Annotated in this window: 18 protein-coding genes; 6 read left to right on the top strand and 12 right to left on the bottom strand. The window is 46.6% G+C overall.

The features are described 5' to 3' along the window. A partial coding sequence (locus PKH29_00595; GenBank protein HNX13335.1) for a 4Fe-4S binding protein occupies positions 1-107 on the bottom strand: 107 nt, incomplete at its 3' end. 96 nt (positions 108-203) lie between these two features. On the opposite strand from PKH29_00595, the gene PKH29_00590 reads away from it, so the two are divergent. Together PKH29_00590 and PKH29_00585 are read left to right on the top strand one after the other, a co-directional pair. Then, positions 204-878, top strand: coding sequence for a Crp/Fnr family transcriptional regulator (locus tag PKH29_00590; protein HNX13334.1), 675 nt, complete (start codon positions 204-206; stop codon positions 876-878). Between the two features lie 102 nt (positions 879-980). Next, complete coding sequence (locus tag PKH29_00585; GenBank protein HNX13333.1) at positions 981-1,463, top strand: spore coat protein; 483 nt, start codon at positions 981-983, stop codon at positions 1,461-1,463. Between the two features lie 145 nt (positions 1,464-1,608). Here PKH29_00585 and PKH29_00580 read toward each other — a convergent pair whose 3' ends face one another. Beyond that, positions 1,609-2,730 (bottom strand): uroporphyrinogen decarboxylase family protein, encoded by a 1,122-nt coding sequence (locus tag PKH29_00580; GenBank protein ID HNX13332.1) that lies wholly within the window; start codon positions 2,728-2,730, stop codon positions 1,609-1,611. A gap of 296 nt (positions 2,731-3,026) precedes the next feature. Here PKH29_00580 and PKH29_00575 point away from each other — a divergent pair, with 296 nt between their 5' ends. Continuing rightward, a complete protein-coding gene (locus PKH29_00575; GenBank protein HNX13331.1) occupies positions 3,027-3,350 on the top strand; it encodes an NUDIX domain-containing protein in 324 nt (107 codons plus the stop codon). A gap of 114 nt (positions 3,351-3,464) precedes the next feature. Here PKH29_00575 and PKH29_00570 read toward each other — a convergent pair whose 3' ends face one another. Beyond that, on the bottom strand, positions 3,465-4,361 hold the full coding sequence (locus tag PKH29_00570; protein ID HNX13330.1) for a hypothetical protein: 897 nt from the start codon (positions 4,359-4,361) through the stop codon (positions 3,465-3,467). 213 nt (positions 4,362-4,574) lie between these two features. Here PKH29_00570 and PKH29_00565 point away from each other — a divergent pair, with 213 nt between their 5' ends. Both PKH29_00565 and PKH29_00560 read left to right on the top strand, forming a co-directional pair. Then, entirely contained in the window at positions 4,575-5,066 is a 492-nt protein-coding gene (locus PKH29_00565) for an NUDIX hydrolase (protein ID HNX13329.1), read from the top strand. A 97-nt stretch (positions 5,067-5,163) separates the two neighbouring features. Further along, entirely contained in the window at positions 5,164-5,727 is a 564-nt protein-coding gene (locus PKH29_00560) for a hypothetical protein (GenBank protein ID HNX13328.1), read from the top strand. 118 nt (positions 5,728-5,845) lie between these two features. On the opposite strand, the gene PKH29_00555 is transcribed toward PKH29_00560, so the two are convergent. From PKH29_00555 to PKH29_00545, 3 genes are all read right to left on the bottom strand, one after another. Further along, positions 5,846-6,952, bottom strand: a complete 1,107-nt coding sequence (locus PKH29_00555; GenBank protein HNX13327.1) for a M23 family metallopeptidase — start codon at positions 6,950-6,952, stop codon at positions 5,846-5,848. 415 nt (positions 6,953-7,367) lie between these two features. Then, entirely contained in the window at positions 7,368-8,189 is an 822-nt protein-coding gene (locus PKH29_00550; protein ID HNX13326.1) for a response regulator, read from the bottom strand. Positions 8,190-8,242: 53 nt separating this feature from the next. Continuing rightward, entirely contained in the window at positions 8,243-10,120 is a 1,878-nt protein-coding gene (locus PKH29_00545; GenBank protein ID HNX13325.1) for a histidine kinase, read from the bottom strand. Between the two features lie 154 nt (positions 10,121-10,274). Between PKH29_00545 and PKH29_00540 the strand changes: the two genes are divergently transcribed. Then, on the top strand, positions 10,275-11,279 hold the full coding sequence (locus PKH29_00540) for a WYL domain-containing protein (protein ID HNX13324.1): 1,005 nt from the start codon (positions 10,275-10,277) through the stop codon (positions 11,277-11,279). Between the two features lie 59 nt (positions 11,280-11,338). Here PKH29_00540 and PKH29_00535 read toward each other — a convergent pair whose 3' ends face one another. From PKH29_00535 to PKH29_00510, 6 genes are all read right to left on the bottom strand, one after another. Continuing rightward, positions 11,339-12,781, bottom strand: a complete 1,443-nt coding sequence (locus tag PKH29_00535; protein ID HNX13323.1) for a spore germination protein — start codon at positions 12,779-12,781, stop codon at positions 11,339-11,341. A 13-nt stretch (positions 12,782-12,794) separates the two neighbouring features. Next, positions 12,795-13,469 (bottom strand): Ger(x)C family spore germination C-terminal domain-containing protein, encoded by a 675-nt coding sequence (locus tag PKH29_00530; GenBank protein ID HNX13322.1) that lies wholly within the window; start codon positions 13,467-13,469, stop codon positions 12,795-12,797. Then, the gene (locus PKH29_00525; protein ID HNX13321.1) at positions 13,442-13,927 is read right to left on the bottom strand and encodes a hypothetical protein; all 486 of its coding nucleotides are present in this window, start codon (positions 13,925-13,927) and stop codon (positions 13,442-13,444) included. The genes PKH29_00530 and PKH29_00525 overlap by 28 nt, the downstream gene beginning before the upstream one ends. A gap of 6 nt (positions 13,928-13,933) precedes the next feature. Then, positions 13,934-15,022 carry an endospore germination permease gene (locus tag PKH29_00520; protein ID HNX13320.1) on the bottom strand — a complete coding sequence of 363 codons (1,089 nt, stop codon included), beginning with the start codon at positions 15,020-15,022 and terminating at the stop codon, positions 13,934-13,936. Positions 15,023-15,234: 212 nt separating this feature from the next. After that, positions 15,235-16,317: a DUF4097 family beta strand repeat-containing protein gene (locus PKH29_00515; GenBank protein ID HNX13319.1), complete on the bottom strand. Its 1,083-nt coding sequence runs from the start codon at positions 16,315-16,317 to the stop codon at positions 15,235-15,237. A 47-nt stretch (positions 16,318-16,364) separates the two neighbouring features. Beyond that, positions 16,365-16,958, bottom strand: a 594-nt coding sequence (locus PKH29_00510; GenBank protein ID HNX13318.1) for a DUF1700 domain-containing protein, incomplete at its 5' end; no start/stop codon positions are given.

Here is a 16,958-nt window from a genome sequence, read left to right as displayed (position 1 = left end):
TTGGCTTTTCCGTTCACCATGCCGATCGCGCCCTCGCGGCAGGCGCTTGCGCACAGTCCGCAGCCGCTGCATTTTTCTTCGTCTATCTTGATCATCTGTCTTTTCATAAAAATTCCTCCGTTCCAAGTCCCTTGACTTTATGATCCGATTCTACTATATTAAAATCAAACAATCGGTTGGATTTCCAACGGAATTGAGCTTTTATGAAAAATTTTTTATCGGTTTTAAAAACAATTGATTTATTTCAAAACATCAGTCAAACGGAATTGAATTCGCTGCTCTCGTGTCTTGCCGCCAAAGTGCAGACCTTTGAAAAAAAGCAGTTCATCTTTTCGGAAGGCGATCAGGTTCAAGCCGTCGGCATCGTACTGTCGGGTCAGGTGCAAGTGATCAAGGAGGATTTTTACGGCAACAAAAACATCGTCTCGGTATTTGAGCCGGGCGATTTGTTCGCCGAGACCTTTGTCTGCTCCGATGCCAAAACGCTGCCGGTCAGCGTCGTCAGTGCCGTTGACAGCGAAATTATGTTCGTCGATTTCAAAAAGCTCATCACCACCTGCGGCAATTCCTGTGCCTTTCACCACCGGTTGATTTTAAACATGCTGCGCATTTTGGCCAATAAAAACATCCTGCTCAATCAAAAGATGGAGTTCACTTCCAAGCGCACCACCCGCGAAAAACTGCTCGCCTTTCTCTCCGCTGAGGCCAAAAAAGCCAAAAATGCCTCGTTCGATATCCCGATGAACCGGCAGGAACTCGCGGATTATCTCTCGGTCGACCGCAGCGCCATGTCCGCGGAGCTTTCGAAACTGCGCGACGAAGGCGCGCTCGATTTTTACAAAAATCACTTTACCCTATCAGCGACAAACCGGGAATAATTCCGTCGTTATATGTCGGTAAACCGAATAAAACCGCCAAAAACCGCCATACTACCGAAAAACGGGCTAATGCCCGATTGATAAGAAAGGCGGTAATTCATCATGCAATTCACCCAGAAAGAAAGCGGTATTCTCAAGGATTTAAAAGAACAGGAACACGTCTGCGTGGAGAAATACAACAAATACTCCTGTGACGCAAAAGATCAGCAGTTAAAGGATTTGTTTACAACGATCGGCCAGCACGAGCAGCAGCATCTGAATACAGTCACGCAAATCATGGGCGGAACCGTTCCGACGGTACCGTCGGGTACCGGCAGCAGCAGCGGCAGCCAGTCCAAACTGACTTTTACGCCGACCTATCAGAATACGGCGAATACCGATCAAAACAAAGCAAGCGACAGCTATGTCTGCGCCGATGCGCTCTCAACCGAAAAACACGTCTCCTCGGTCTACAACACCGGCATCTTCGAATTCCATGACACCAAAATCCGCGATACCCTGAACCATATCCAGCGCGAAGAGCAGCAGCACGGCGAGCAGATCTACCAGTATATGGCCCAAAACGGCATGTACAGCACGCAATAATACTTCGCTGAGCACCGAAGGGGCGGCCCCATATGGCCGCCCGTATATATACCCCCAGTTAGATGTTTTAATATGCATTCGCTCCGGTCCCCGGTGCCTTTATTCGGGGAGTACTATAAAAGCCGGTCAACCGACCGGCTTTTTGCTATTTCCTGCACGCTTCGACGCGCTCGAACCCGTAATTTAAATAAATCAACAAATTTTCGATATACTCTTTGGAAGGCCTCGGGTATTCCATAAATCCCGACGACGGGCAAAGGATAAACCGTCCGCTCTCGTTCCCGGCTTCGACGCACTCGTCGATCAGTTCCCGCAGGTGATCCGGTTTGGACTGGATGAGATCCTGCATTTCGATATTCCCTTCCCAGCCGATCCGGTTCCCGTATTTCCGGACGATCTCTTTCATATTGATATCACCGTTTTTCGGCGGCTCCAGCGGATTCAAGATATCCACACCCATTTCGATATACCGCTCCACGAGTTTCGCAACTTTCCCGTGGCAGTGTACCCAGACATGGCTTCCCGCTTCATGTACGACATCACAGATCGGTTTGTCGAATTTGAAAATAAAATCGTCAAAGTCTTTCGGAGACAGCAGCGGCGGAGTGAAAAGCTCCGGTCCGACCCAGGCGAGCGGCGCTTTCACGCCTGACGAAAGAATGGTCTTGGCACAGTCTACCAGCCGTTTCGAATAAACACTGAGCACCTCTTCGACTTTTTCACGGCAGTCGACGCTGAACAATGCCAAATTTACCGAGCCGGTAATCCGCTGCAGCGCATACCCCGCATGATCCAGCCCGCTCATCACGATGCCCCGGTCACCCACCTGCGCTTGTTTTTCAAAAAACGGTTCTGGGTCATAATCGCCCTGTACATACGGCATCGAGAGCAGTTTGTCCATATCCTCCGGTTCTTTAATCATATATTCCGTCGTGTATGACGGTTCCCCGATCGTGGAAAAACGCATGACGCCCTTCAGATCGCCTTTCGGGGTGTGGAATGTGATGTGGTGATCGATCCAGATCGGTTGATCGGTTTCACGATATTCCCGCGTAATGAGTTCGTTTACATATTTCCCGCAGTAGATGTCCATGTTGTTCCCGATGGTGAGAAACAGGTCTGTTTTTTGTGCCGCCTCACAGACAGGATGATATGCTGGATTTGTCAGCTTCATGCCCGGTTCAAATGCCCAGAGTTTGATGGCCGGACGATCGATTTCTTTATTTTGAAAAATGCGCATAATGCGTTCGTGCGATGTCAGTTTCATGATGTTCCTCCTTGAGCAACGTATCAATTCATAATCATTATACATGATTATACTACAAAGTAAATTGAATTAGGTAAATTACCGTCTGATTGCCAATCCGCTTCGGCTGTGGTAAAATAATCCCATTCTTTATCTTTTGGAAGGACCCTGTGTGTATGCCGAAAACCGAACTCACCACGATGTTTATGATTCAAAACCCAATAACCGGCGAGGTCTTAGTCCAGGATCGCATTAAAAGATAGAAGGGCTGGTCCTTCCCCGGGCGGCCAAAGCGTCGTAAACAACGCTCTTGAAGAATCGCTCTTACGCGCAATTCTTCCTGCTTCTGCGTAACCCGCGAAGTCAAAGAGGAAACCGGGCTCACCGTTGAAAATCTCCAATCCTGCGGTATCTTCCACTGGCTGAATAACAAGACTTTCGACCGCTATCTTGTGTTTTTATTCAAGACTACGGATTATCGCGACGAATTGACCGACTGCGACGAGGGCAAAAACTTCTGGGTTTCGCTCGAAGCACTCAAAACCCGCCCATCGACCAACGACACCCCGAAATATCTCCCGATGTTTCTCGAAAATCGCTACTCCGAGGCCTTCGGTTCCTATAACGGCACCGACACGTGAGAACTGATCTACAAATAATAGTGTAATATGTAAAAGGTAAAGTTTAAAGTGACAGCCCCCCGACAATATAACGGAGCTGTCACTTTACATTTTACACTCTAAACTTTTCCCTTATTATCGTTCCAACAACCTCAATGCGTTTGTCCGGCAGATTTTTTTATACGCCGCATAACTGATTTTGCCCTTTTCCATCGCCTCGTCCAAAAACGCCGAAAGTTTGATCATATCCCAGGTGATGTTCAGCGGGCTGCAGACATCGGTGCCGTAATACAGCCGGTCTTGGAATTCCTCTAAAAATCCGTATGAAAATTCGGGATCGCGCGAAATCGCGTTATATCCGCTTCCCGCTGAGAGATCGCCGCACAGGTTCGGATATCTGCGCATCAGCTCCACGACCCGCCCGCCGGGCGTGACTTTCCCCGGAAGGTTCTGCCCGCGCTTTTCCTCGGTGACATCGCCGCTGATCTCCGACCAGAATTTTTGGGAGTGCCCCAAAAACTTCAGCTTCGGAAACATCTTTAAAATCTTTTCAAGACGCGGCAGCCCCAGCTCGTCAATCAACCCGTAGTCATTGCCCTTGAACCCGATATGAAACGTCACCGGCATCTCGCAGGCCTCGCAGTGTTTAAACAAATTCAACACCAGCGGGTCGTCGAAATAGAGATTCGCCGTCAGCTCACCGACGCCTTTTGCCCCGTGGTCTTTGTAATAATTGATAAAATGCGAAAAGTCCGTGTCGGGGCTGTTTTTCCCCATGCGCGGATCGATGTTGCAAAACCAGTAAAATTGCTGCGGATATTCGCGCACAACCTGATAGGCCTCTTTATTGTTATTGGAGTCAAACGACCCCTCGGGCGAGACACCCGGCAAAACGACGCCTTTTTCAACGCCGAGCAGCTTATAAAAAACAAACAACTCTTCGGGAGTGGTAAAGGTATCGCCCGTGAATCTGGGGATCCCCTTTTCAAGTACCGTATGCACATGAATATCGATTTTTTGAACCCGTTCCATTGAAATATACCGCCTTCCCATTCACCAATCATTCCCCCGATTATACCACATCCCCGTTTGAAAATCACCTTGCCTTTTCGAAAAATTATCTGCAATTCTAAAATTTTGCATTCCCCTCGACTGGAAGATATTGCATTTATGGTTGATTGCATCTATAATTAATTTGGATATTATTGTCGAGAAATCAGAAACCATATGGAAAGAGGCATCACGATGGAAAAGCAGTTCCCGACACACATTGTCGCCGCATTCGGCATTGTCGAAAACGAAAACCACGAAATTCTTCTGCTCAAAAGCCGAGGTCACGATGTTTGGATGTTTCCCGGCGGTCAGGTGGAGGTCGGTGAAAACCTGATCGACGCGGTGGTGCGCGAGACCAAGGAAGAAGCCGACATGGATATCACCGTTCAAAAGCTGTTTTGCGTCACGTCCAATACCTGCACCTATCCGGGTTACAACGGCTACGGAACAATTCCCACCAAGGTGGTTTTCGGGTTTACCTGCACCTATCAACAGGGCGAATTCCGCCCTTCCGACGAAACCACCGCGCATTGTTGGGTGCCCAAAGACCACGTTTTGGAATATCTGATCGTACCCGATTTCATCGAGAAATACCGCGCCTACCTGAATTTCGACGGCGGCATTCAATATCTCGAATACATCACCAAACCGCAGTATGAGTTAAAATTGAAAAAGATGATATAAAATTCCCCTCTGTGGAGGGGTGGCGCGCAGCGCCGGGGTGGTTCCTATAACTCGCCGCGCGACCAATTTCAATCATACCGTATAACAGGAGGCCTCTATGAAACCCAAACACATCGCTCTCTTTTTGTTCGCCGTGTTGCTCCTTGCCGCCTGTGCACCGGCGACCCAAACCGCTCCGTATTACGGTCGCTTTCTGGTCGGCGAAGAAGATATCGACGAATTTTCGGAAATCATTCGCAACAATGATATCGATTATGATTATAAAAATAAACTCCAAACCTCCGACGACAGCAACGCCGGAATGAATATGTCTGCGGGCGAATACGCCGCGCTTTGGAAATCCGAAATGGAATCCCAATACGAAAAGCTGTACAATCTGCTGAGCGGTTATGTTCAAAGCGGTGAAATCGACCCCGCCTGCCTTCAAGAGCTTTCCGATGCGCAAACCGCTTTTCTGGAATCTCTAAAAGGTGACATGATTTTTACCGAGAACACTTTAGGCATGGGGGGAGATCTATCAAGAATGGGCACATTTGGCACAGTGATGATCAATAGTAATTACGCCTCGGCTTACCGTCAGCGCACCATAGACCTTATGGAATACCTCTATCTGATAACGTATCATGTGGAATTCGTTTATCAGAACAATTTTCGGCATTGATGAGATTAACATTCCGAACATAAACAAATTCTCAACTTAATAAAGGCGTTCTTTACCAAATTCCTCGCAGGGTACCTTACCTCTTCATTTTTCATTTTTACTTTTTACTTTGCGTTCGCTAATCCCTCGGCACAAACGACAAGTCGTTAAAATCATAAACCCGGTTATAATTCTTGGTCTCGGGGTCTTTGACGACTGCCGAACGGCAGTTGCCGAGCAGGTTGACGATCTCGTAGACGTCAATCCAGATTTCGCTCATGCAGTCCTTCTGCGACTCATCGAAAATCAATTGCATGCCGAAATGCAGGTGCGTCTTATTCATGCCGTTGACGTTCTCTTTGCGGCTGTACCCGGTTCGGCCCATATAGCCGATCACATCGCCGGCTTTGATCTTCGAGCCGACCGCAAGCCCCGTTTTATAAGGGAAGTCCTTGCGCATGTGCGCATAGTAATAGTACCGCTTGGAATCGAGCGACCGAATGCCGATGCGCCAGCCGCCATACTGGTTCCAACCCATCTCTTCGATCACACCGCTCTCAACGGCGATAATCGGCGTGCCGATCGACCCGACAAGGTCGTTGCCGAGGTGGCGGTGCGAAAACCCGTAGCCGCGCCCGGTGCCGAAATCGTCATAATGCCCGTAATAAAACCCTTTGGCGATCGGAGCAAACACCTTGATGCCGTATTTTTGTTCCCAGTGCTTGCCCTGCCCGTCCGCATTCGGCACTTCAACTTCGTAATATCCCACGAACCCGCCGAGCACCGCGGTAAACGCCTCAACGTAATAATCGTAATAGTTCATCTTTTCGGTCAGTTCTTCTATGGTTTTGCCCGAATTCAATTTCGCGGCGAGATCGTCAAGCTGTTGATTTTTATAACTGCCGAAATTGTTGCCGTTTTTCGCCGCCAAATACGCAAGCATCTCGATAAAATGCAGCTGAATCTCTTTCTCCTGCGACGCGATATCCAGCGCGATGGACTTTTTCATCGCTGCTGCGGGCACTTTGAAATCCACCCATTTGATGAGTTTCTTTTCCGGGGAACTCTGTCCGACAGTACTGAACGCACAAGGTTTTGGCGAATTTTGTTCGCTCAAAAAGGATTCGAGGGAGTCGTATACGTGCGAATCATACTCGCTTTTGACCGGCACGGCGAAAGAAAAAAGCGTGGACAGGACGAGCGTACAGGTAATAATATATTTAAAAAACGGTTTTTGAGTGTACATGTTATTACTCCCATATGAAAACGCCGCCGACAAAATGAAAAATCAAAGCAGCGGTGCCGAACTGATACAATATAGTATTTCTGCTCCGTTTTCAATCAACCGTCAAAAATCCTGACAACTTCTCTGACAAAATGTCCCGCGATTTTTTTTAAAATCAAAAAAAAGCGGCTTTTCAGCCGCCGATTTTCCTCTGAAAAGAATGTTCGCCCGGGGAAATCCTCGGGCGAAAAAGCGTGAAAGGAGAACAACAAAAAACTCATGTGACGGCCCGCATGAAAGCCGTCGGGGAAGCGCGGGTACACAACCCCTTTAGCGATATATTAGCATAGCCACCGTATACAATAAGTATAAATATCGTGTATCTATCGTGTAAATTTTGCACTTTTTTGAATTATTTTCAAAATTCTTTTGAAAATTATGCGTTCCCGCGACTGTAATAGTCAATTTTATTGTCAATCATTGCGGTGGTTTCCTCTGCCCAGGAGTAATTTGTCATATACCGCCCGTCATACATTGCGATGGCCTCTGCGTCTCCGTCCATCAGCCGATAATAATCGCAGACGAACTTCTGCGTGTCAACGGCCTTCGCGTTGCGTTCGTCGATCAATATATCCTCGATGCCGTGCTCGGAAAGGGTCTGTCGGAGATTCATGATCGCCCGGCGTAAGTAGGAGCCGATGGTATCATTATAAAGCTTATCTTCCCAGAGATAACCGGTGATCTGCTCGCCGGTCAATGTGGAGCCCCTCCTGTCGACAAGCAAGGCGAGCAATTCTTTTGATTTGGCGTTTTTGAAATAGATGGGGAGATCGTTGACAAAAACGTCAAATTCACCGAATGTCCGGATGAAAACAGGGCTCATTGTATATTTTGCGATGGCGCGGGCTGTCTCGATGGCCTTTGCCACGCGTTCTTTGCTGCATGGCTTGAGAATGTAGGCTGTCGCGTTGATGCCGAATGCCTCAAGGGCATAATTGTCGTATCCGGTGGAATAAATCAACGCGATCTCCGGGCGGATTCTTTTGATCTCCGCTCCGAGTTCGATTCCGTTCATCACCGGCATTTCGATATCCAAAATTGCCGCATCGGCCTGCTCTTTCACCAGAAAATCGAGACAATCCTTTGGATCGGTAAATTTCCCGACGACCTCTATGTCCGAAAATTCACCGCAGACCATTTCCGTATGCGACAAAATCCATGGCTCGTCGTCTACAATGACTATTCTCAGCTTTGACATTTCGGGTTAACATCCTTTCGTGAATATGAAATCTTATTGGAAATAAAAAATATTCATGCGCCCTCTTTGGGAATAATGATACGCACGACAGTTCCCTCTCCAGGTTTGCTGTCTATTTCAAGCCGGCCTCTGCTGATGGTGCGCAGCCGGTATTCGATGTTTTTCAGTCCGACCGAAAGTGTGCTGTCTATATTCTCGGGAGAAAATCCGACGCCGTTATCAGCAACCGTGACGTAGTAAAAATCTTCGTCCTCACGGGTGGAGACGGTGACGGTTCCCTTTCCGGAGCGTTTTCTGATACCGTGCTTGATGGCGTTTTCAACGAGCGGCTGGATGGTAAGCGGCGGCAGCAAGAACCCCTGACTGTTGATATCATAGATTACCTGAAGCTTATCTCCGAACCGAATCTGCTCGATATCGGCATAAGAACGTACGTTATCAAGTTCCTTTGAAAGGAGCACCGGTTCAAAACTGTCGAGCGCAGAGATATTCGAACGCAGATAAGAGGCAAAAATACCTGTTGTGTTATAAGCCTGATCGGGATTGAGCTTAATCATCGATTGAATTGTTGTCAGCGTGTTGTAGATAAAGTGCGGTTTGATCTGGCTCAACATCAAGGTGGCGTTACTCTTGAGCAGCGCGGTCTCCGAAGCTGCGAGTTTCTTGGAGTCCACATACATCCCGCGGATCCGTAAAGCATAAAAGATGACAACATACCAGCTTAATGCTAAAAAGAGGTACTGCCCGAGGTTGCGCATCGGAAATATCAGCCAACCGACAAGGTGCATTCCGTTCATCCCGAGCAGCAGCGTCACAAAGGCATATAACAGCACCGGCATCAGTGTCTGTCTGTTCAATAATCCTTTCCGTACCATGATGACGCCGCATGTGATCGGAACCACAGCGGCAAACAGCGTTGCGAGGATTATTGAAAACCGCTCCATCGAAACAAAAGATAAAATGTAACTGCCGGCATAGACAACTGCCAGATAGCCGGCGAGTCCGTAAGAGACCCATTTGCGCTGAAATTCGCATAAGCCCAAAATGAACATGGTTGTGGAAAAGACGAAGATAAATGAAGCCAGAACCGAGGCTAAAATGACGTTTTCATACGAGGCGCTTCCGAATACCTTCTGGTAAGAAGGAAACATATCCTGCGTCATCAAGAGTCGCACAAAGAAAAACAATGACGACAGCGGAAACCAAACCGTAAAAGGACGATATTTGACGACAAGCCGAAGGATGATAAAGATGATCGCATTTGCAATCAGCATACCCGAAATTAAAAAAGCAGCGGTCTCGTCCCAGGCATTATTACTCTCAAGGAGATGGTAAGAAGTGATCCTCGGGGTTATGTACAGCCCGCCGAACTTGCGCGTTGCGACTTCGATGATGAGCTTATTGTTAATCTTCTCGGTAAGATCGAAAGAGAGCGTGCTGTATCCGACATCGGCGACCACTGTTTCAGCTGTCTTGCCGAGCACCCCGCTGCTTCCGACCATCTGGTCATTCAACCATATCTTGTAGGCGACGCATGAATTCGGAATGTAGATCGCAAGGTCTGATTTTCGGCTTGCGGTGACCAGCGTCACCTCATAACTGCCGTAAAAAAAGGACTCACCGGAACTGTTTTTATCTTTATAACTCGGTACGATGACATACCGGTCTCCTTCCGGGTTTTTGACCGAATCGCTGATGATGAATCTTTTGTCGTAAATTTTCCAAACACCGTCCAAATAGGCGGTTTCACCGTTTTCAAAATCAATTTCCGTCAGTCCGGCAATGGTATTTTGCGGACCGTTAATGCCTTTGATCCGGTGATAATTCAGGCTGTATAACATCACCAGCGCGCACAGAAACAATCCGAACGCAATCGCTGCGCAAAAGATTCGGTTGAATAATTTCGTATTTGTTCCGGTTCCGGCTGTCATGAAGCGCCGCCTCTCCCGTAAAAACGATTTCTGCGTTCTGCATCGTGTCTCCGCCATCAGAATAACATAAAAAAATGCGGAATTCAACCTTGCGGTTGACCGTTTTTCATTTCTGTGCTAAAATTTCCATACCGATTCCAAAAGGAGACTTTTTATGCCGAGGACTGTCAATCAAAAGCTGAAAATCTTATATTTGATGAAAATCCTGCTCGAATGTACTGACGAGGACCATCCGCTGACCATGCATCAGCTGATTGACGAACTCGAGGCAAGAGGGGTCGGAGCCGAGCGAAAAAGCGTCTACGACGACCTCGACGCGCTTCGGCTTTACGGACTCGACATTCAGGTCAGCCACGGCAGGATTGTCGGTTATTATGTCGCCGACCGCATTTTTGAGCTTCCGGAATTGAAACTGCTGGTTGATGCCGTTCAGTCCTCAAAATTCATCACTTATAAAAAGAGCACCGAATTGATTCAAAAAATAGAATCATTTGCGAGCTCTTCACAAGCCCGCCAGCTCCAGCGGCAGGTCTTCGTCGCCAACCGAATCAAGACGATGAACGAGAGTATTTATTACACCGTCGACGCCATCCATGCCGCCATCAACGCCGATAAAAAGATCGTCTTTCAATATTACGAGTGGGACGAAAACAAGCAAAAGCGCCTGCGCCATGACGGCTCCTCCTATCTGGTCAGCCCTTGGGCGCTCACTTGGGACGACGATAATTATTACATGATCGCTTACGACAGCGCATCCGGAAAAATCAAACACTACCGCGTCGATAAGATGCTGCATATTTCGGTCAGCGGAGATAAGCGCGAAGGACAAGCCGCATTTAGAAATTTCGACATGGGCGTCTATTCGAAAAAGGTATTCGGCATGTACGGCGGCAGGGATGAGCAAGTCACCCTGCGTTGCAAAAACAGTATGGCCGGTATTATCATTGATCGGTTCGGGCACGACGTCACAATGTACAAGGTTGACAACGAGCAGTTCGAGACCACCGTGCGCGTCGAAATCAGCCCGCATTTTTTAACCTGGCTGATGAATTTCGGTGCCGATGTCAAAATGATCAAACCGCAAAACGTCATTGACGAACTCAAAGCACTGGCACAAACGGTTCTGGCGCAATATGGAATAACAGGGTGTGACGTTTGATTTGCAGAGCAAGATTGATATATTTTAAAGGATTAAGCGGTTGCTGTTCACCGATTAAATCAATGTTTGGTTCTTGTTTGGTTTTTCGTACGCAAATAGTTCGGCCGTTTCGGGTTAATGGTCACATTTTGAATAAAGACCCTGATAAAGTCATAAAAATTAAAGGGAGCCACCGGCGCCAAATAGGGCACTCCGAAACTGTTTAATGAAACGAGATCGGCCAATATCCAGGTCAAAAACAAAGTGAATCCAAAAAAGCCCAATGCTCCCGTAAATAATAAAAGGATGATTTTCAATATCCTGATCGGATTCATTAACGAATAATCGGGAACAGAAAAAGAAGCAAGCAGCGATGTTGCTCCGATGATCAATAAGACCGGGCTGAAAATTCCGGCCGCTATAGAGGCTTGTCCGATCACGATCGCACCTACAATACCGATTGCGGAACCGATTTGTTTCGGGACTCTGAGCAAGGACTCCCTAATCAATTCCACGAGAAACTCGATTAACAGTGCCCCGATCAACGAATTGAAAGGCACATTGATGCGCATTTCGGCAAGGGATATGGCATAGGTACTCGGTAAAACATCCGTATGAAACGATGTGATTGCGACAAATATACTTGTAGCAGTCAAAGAAATGATGAAAGAAATATAGCGCAGCATTCTTGCGAAAAACCCGAAAAATTTATTGTCGTACCTGTCGTCGCAAGCATAAAAAAATTCAACAAAGGTTTTCGGCGCAAGCAAAGCGATTCCGCTTCCGTCCACTAAAACGACGACTTTCCCTTCAAGCAGCGAATGCTCCGCCATATCGGATCTCTCAAGCAGACCGATACTGGGAAACAACTGCATTTTATTGTTTTGTAAAAAGGACTGAAGTTCGCCCGATTCACTGATGCCGTCGACGTCAATGCTCTGTATTCTTTTTTCAATTTCGGCAACGACGGTATTATTGGCAATATCTTCGATATAGACAACAGCGACTTGTGTTTTTGTCCTCAAACCGACTTCATATTTTTTGATCTTGGCGTTTTTATCTTTCATCCGATATCTCAGCAGCGAAAGATTGACGTCAAGGTTTTCCGTAAAACAATCCTGCGGGCCGCGCAGCGTAAAACTCAGTTCGGGAGTCGGAACCGCCCTGTGTTCCGACTCTTTAAAGTTGGCTACGATATATTCCGCATCTGTTGAAAAAAGGATCACTGTCATTCCCGAAAGAATATAGTATTCGATTTTACCGAGATCCGATTCTATCTTGCAGTCGTCGGCGTATATGATTTCGTTTACCGCCGTCTGCGCGCTGATCGGCTTTTTGGTCAGAGAACCGTGCAGCATAAGGGGCTTGATAACGTTTTCGGAAAGGGAATTCCTGTCCGTCAGCTGTTTAATATAAAGCAGCTTGATCATTCCGTTATGAAACGGAATCGTTCTTTCGGCAAAATCAGAATGATTCGACTTCAGCGCTGCCGCTGTTTTTTCAATATCAAACCCATTCGACATACTTTTCTCCTTTTTATTTCTGTTCGCCGGTTTCATAATCCACTGCTGTATTTCCGCTCAAAGCGACTTTGACATCAAGGTTATAAGTCGCTTTTTCAAATTCGGTATCCCATTCCATTTGTTCGAATTCCGACGGATATTTGAGGCGAAACGTATCGTCAAACTGGATGTAATCACACATAAAATCTTTTTGCGCCTGATCAACCGCACCATTAATCTCGGTTTTCAACACCTCCGTAAGGCTTCTCGCAACATTTGCAAAGTCCGTATCGGTAAAGCCATAAGGCGTTTTTTCATGGCCTTGAACCAGCTTTGCTTCAAACTCAAAGGCCATTTCATAGTGGATTTGCCCGTTGTCGAAAGTCGGTTTTATTTTTCTTTTTTTTAATTTCACTTCCATGGTAAACCGATTGTTCCGATAAGATACGATATAAAAAAATTTGGGTTTTTCCGCTTTAATAAATATCAGACCTTTTGCCCCTTCCACGGGTATAAACCCGACGATAGTGGTATCATGGATTACGGAATATCCGTCCAATGCAACGTTTTGGTCATATAAACCGATACAGGGCAATAAAATCCCCGTATATTTTTCCGAGAGGTTTTCAAGCAAACGTGTCGTGGTTCTCGTAAAAGATTCACCGTTTTGTTCAAGGGACTTCAACAGGTCCTCCGTAAAAAATCCCACTGATACATCTTTTTCATTGCAAGTCTTAAATAAAGCTTCGGGATCTTCTCTCGTGATGACGGTGAATGTTTTTTTCGGTATGTCTCATCTGCCCTGAGCCGATATAAATAATCCACAAGATATTCTTTTGCGAAATTCTCTGTTAAAATCAATGATCTTACCGCACTCAGATAAACAGTCTTATCCAATTGCCTGTCTAAATCTTCTCTGGCTTCGGTTATCGTTTTTCCATGGCTGATATAGAGGATATATTTTTTTCCGGTTCCGCTTTTACTCTCTGATTTGCCGGATGCTTTAATATTGGCAATCTCCACAAAAATATAGATTTCGTCGCCCTTTTTATCAACGGCAACCGCTGTTACAATCGATTTTTCATTGATATCCTTGAAATCCCCCGCGCAGCCCGTTAAAGCAGCAAGAACAATGAATATTAATAAAAAGCATAAAGTTTTTTTCATAATTTTTTACTCTTCCCTCTTTACAGGAGATAATTTACTCCGCTTTTTTATTTTCGCCAAAATAAAAACGAGCACGGGGATCAAAACAGTGGCAACAGAAACAAGATAAGGAACATAACTTTCAACGGTTTTTTCGATATCTTTCATATTCATGGTGGTCAAACCGAGAATTGCAAAAACGATAAATACGCCAGACACGATATAAATGCGCTTTACTTTCGAAAATATTCTGCAGGCATATTCAGTTACAACAGAAGTAACTATGATCATTCCGCTGAATAAGCTTGTCAATCCGAAAGTGAGATAAAAAATATCCAATCTTTCGATCACAGGGGCCTGCGCTATTTTAAATGCTTCAATAAAAGAGTCCTTCAATAAAATCGTATTATTGATCCCCAAAATCATGATGGTGCTTTCCACAATCAACACATAAAAAAAGCCGATAAACAGAAGTGAAAAAAAGGCCGTCGCGGGTGCCTTTTTATTCGCCGCGGTAAACGGTATGATCAATAAAACCTCCAGTCCGCCGAACGGAAAAAAAAGATCCTTTATTGTTTTTGTATATTTTTTTATCTCTGACGGGTTTAAAAGGGGTAATACATTGTATTTATCTCCTTCCGCAACCATGATAATACAGATCGTCAGCGTTATAATCAAAAGCGAAATGCCGAAAATTTCAAACATTCTTGCAATATTCGTGATGCCTTTATATGCCACCATAGCAAACAGAGCCATTCCCAATACAATAAGTATAAATTTCGGCGTTTTGGGTAAAAAGTTCGCCGATATTACGTCGACCATTTTCGATTTTAAATAAACACTGAGTATCAAATAATACAGAATATAATAAACGGCGATTACATAGGTGAAGAACTTGCCGATCACTTCCCTGCCGTAATCAAAAAATACTTTGCCTAAAAACATGTTGTTTAATTTTACGATGATAATTGCAACAATGCCAAATAGGGCAGAAGCGATTATAATCGGTATCCAACTGCTTCTGCCTGCCGATTGTGCCATCATTTTAGGAAGATCGATTGTAGAGTATGAGGTAAGCGTCATAAACAAAATAAAAACCATCTGCCTGTTTGTGATGCTGTTTGTTATAATGAACTCTCCCCGCGTATTGATTTGTTATACTTTTCCCGTTTCAATATAATTTTATGTCGAAAAGCATTAACGATAAAAAAGCGTGTTTTTACAATAAAAAATCCCGGCCTTTCGACCGGGAATTTTTAGTATTTCCGCAAAAGCATCCTACGGAGATGTGCCTTTACACTTTTAGCTTAGATCTTTCTCTTAACCTCTTATTGTGCCGTTTTGATTCTGAGTCCGCCGCTGACTGTGCCGATATCGAACCTGCCTGCGCCGTCTCCGGCGATATATTTGTTCCCGCTCATCGTGACGCTGAACGCGCAATCCATCCCGCCCGAGACAGAGTCATATTCGATAGTGAAACCGCTGTCGGTGGGCAGCGTCAGGGTGATGCCGCCGGAGATGGTGTCGATTTTCAGATCGGCGGGACGGACCGCAAACTGCAGCGAAACACTGCCGGAAGTTGTGTCGATATCCGCTGTATCGGCATAGACCGCACCGTCGGTAAAGACCTCGCCCGAGATGGAATTGGTCTTGAGCGCGCCGATTTTCCCCGCAAATGCCATCGCTCCGGAAGTGGAATCAACTTCGGTTTCCTGCGCCGTTCCTGTGCTGTTCACGCGCACCATACCCGAAACCGTGTTGACATTCATCTTCACATAGCTGCCCTCGTACCGAATCTCGCCCGAAGTCGTATCGATGTCTACGGTCTGCGCCGTGAGGCCGGAGGCGTCAATTTGACCCGAGACCCCGTCGCAATCCAAATCGGCTACTGTGAGACCTGAGATATTCAGCTGCGCCGAAACACCCGAAAAATCAAAAGCGCCCAGACTGGCCGCAAGTGCGGCCGGGATTTTAACGTCGAGTGCCTTCATCGGCAGATCGTCGGGCGCGTTGGTCGAACAATACTGGATATAAAGAACGCCGTTTTCCGTGCCGTACCGGAGAGCCACATCCTGCGTCAGGGCCTCGGACGAGGTCTCGGTGAAGGTGATCTCGCTTCCGTCATAAACGGAGACCGTCGCGCTGCCCGCGACCCATTTCAAATCGATGCCGGTGAGGCTTTCTGCGCCCGCGGTGTAAGTCCCGTCCGCGGCGTACGCATTGTTAACGTTCTTGTAGCCCGTGATATTGTTCGAACCGATGTTCACTTTCCAGGGGAAGTTGAACGTGTTATTTTTCCAGATGTTTTCACAATTGAAACCGCTGAATGCCGTAGCCAGACTCACGGTCATAACACCGACCAAAATCAGCACTCCCGCGACAATCAAAGTGATTTTTAATGCTTTACTCATGACAAATCCTGCCTTTCAAAATATCAATATGTTCTTCGTTTGACTATTTATGCTTTCTTGCGGATGAACAACGATTTGACGCCCTTCGCGATTACAACCGTGAGTTTTGCGAGTCCTTTTGCCGCCGCGACCGCGCCGAGAAACGCGAAAACCGCAAGTCCCGCCAATGCGACGCCGGAACCGAGGGCAATCAAGGCAAGCGGCGGGTTTTGAATCATATTCCAGATTCCGAAGACAATCAGCGCGATTCCGCCTGCTCCTATTGAGAATACTACCGCGAATAAAACCACGACAATCGACCAGATGACAACGTACATCGAAAGCACGACGGCAATAAACGCCATCAGCAGCGGAAACCACAGCGGGAAGCCCAACACCAAAAAAATAATATTCAACGCCGTCCATCCGCCGCTCGGGCGCATCCGGGTTTTCATCAGCGTGGGCAGCGTCTGTTCGCGCAGAATATCCTCTGCGATCTTTGAGACGTCTCCGAGCTTTTCGACGGCGGCGTGCTCGTCCATACCGTCCTCGGTCATGTCGTCGATCAGCTCCGCATAATAAGCCAGTCGTTTTCCGAGTTCCTCCGGCGGCAATTGCGACAGGCGGCTTTTTAAGTCGTCCAAGAATTCACGTTTTGTCAT

Source organism: Oscillospiraceae bacterium, from assembly GCA_035353335.1.
GTDB lineage: Bacteria > Bacillota > Clostridia > Oscillospirales > JAKOTC01 > DAOPZJ01.
Note: the sequence above shows the minus strand (reverse complement) of the source record. Positions and strands in the feature narration are given on the sequence as shown.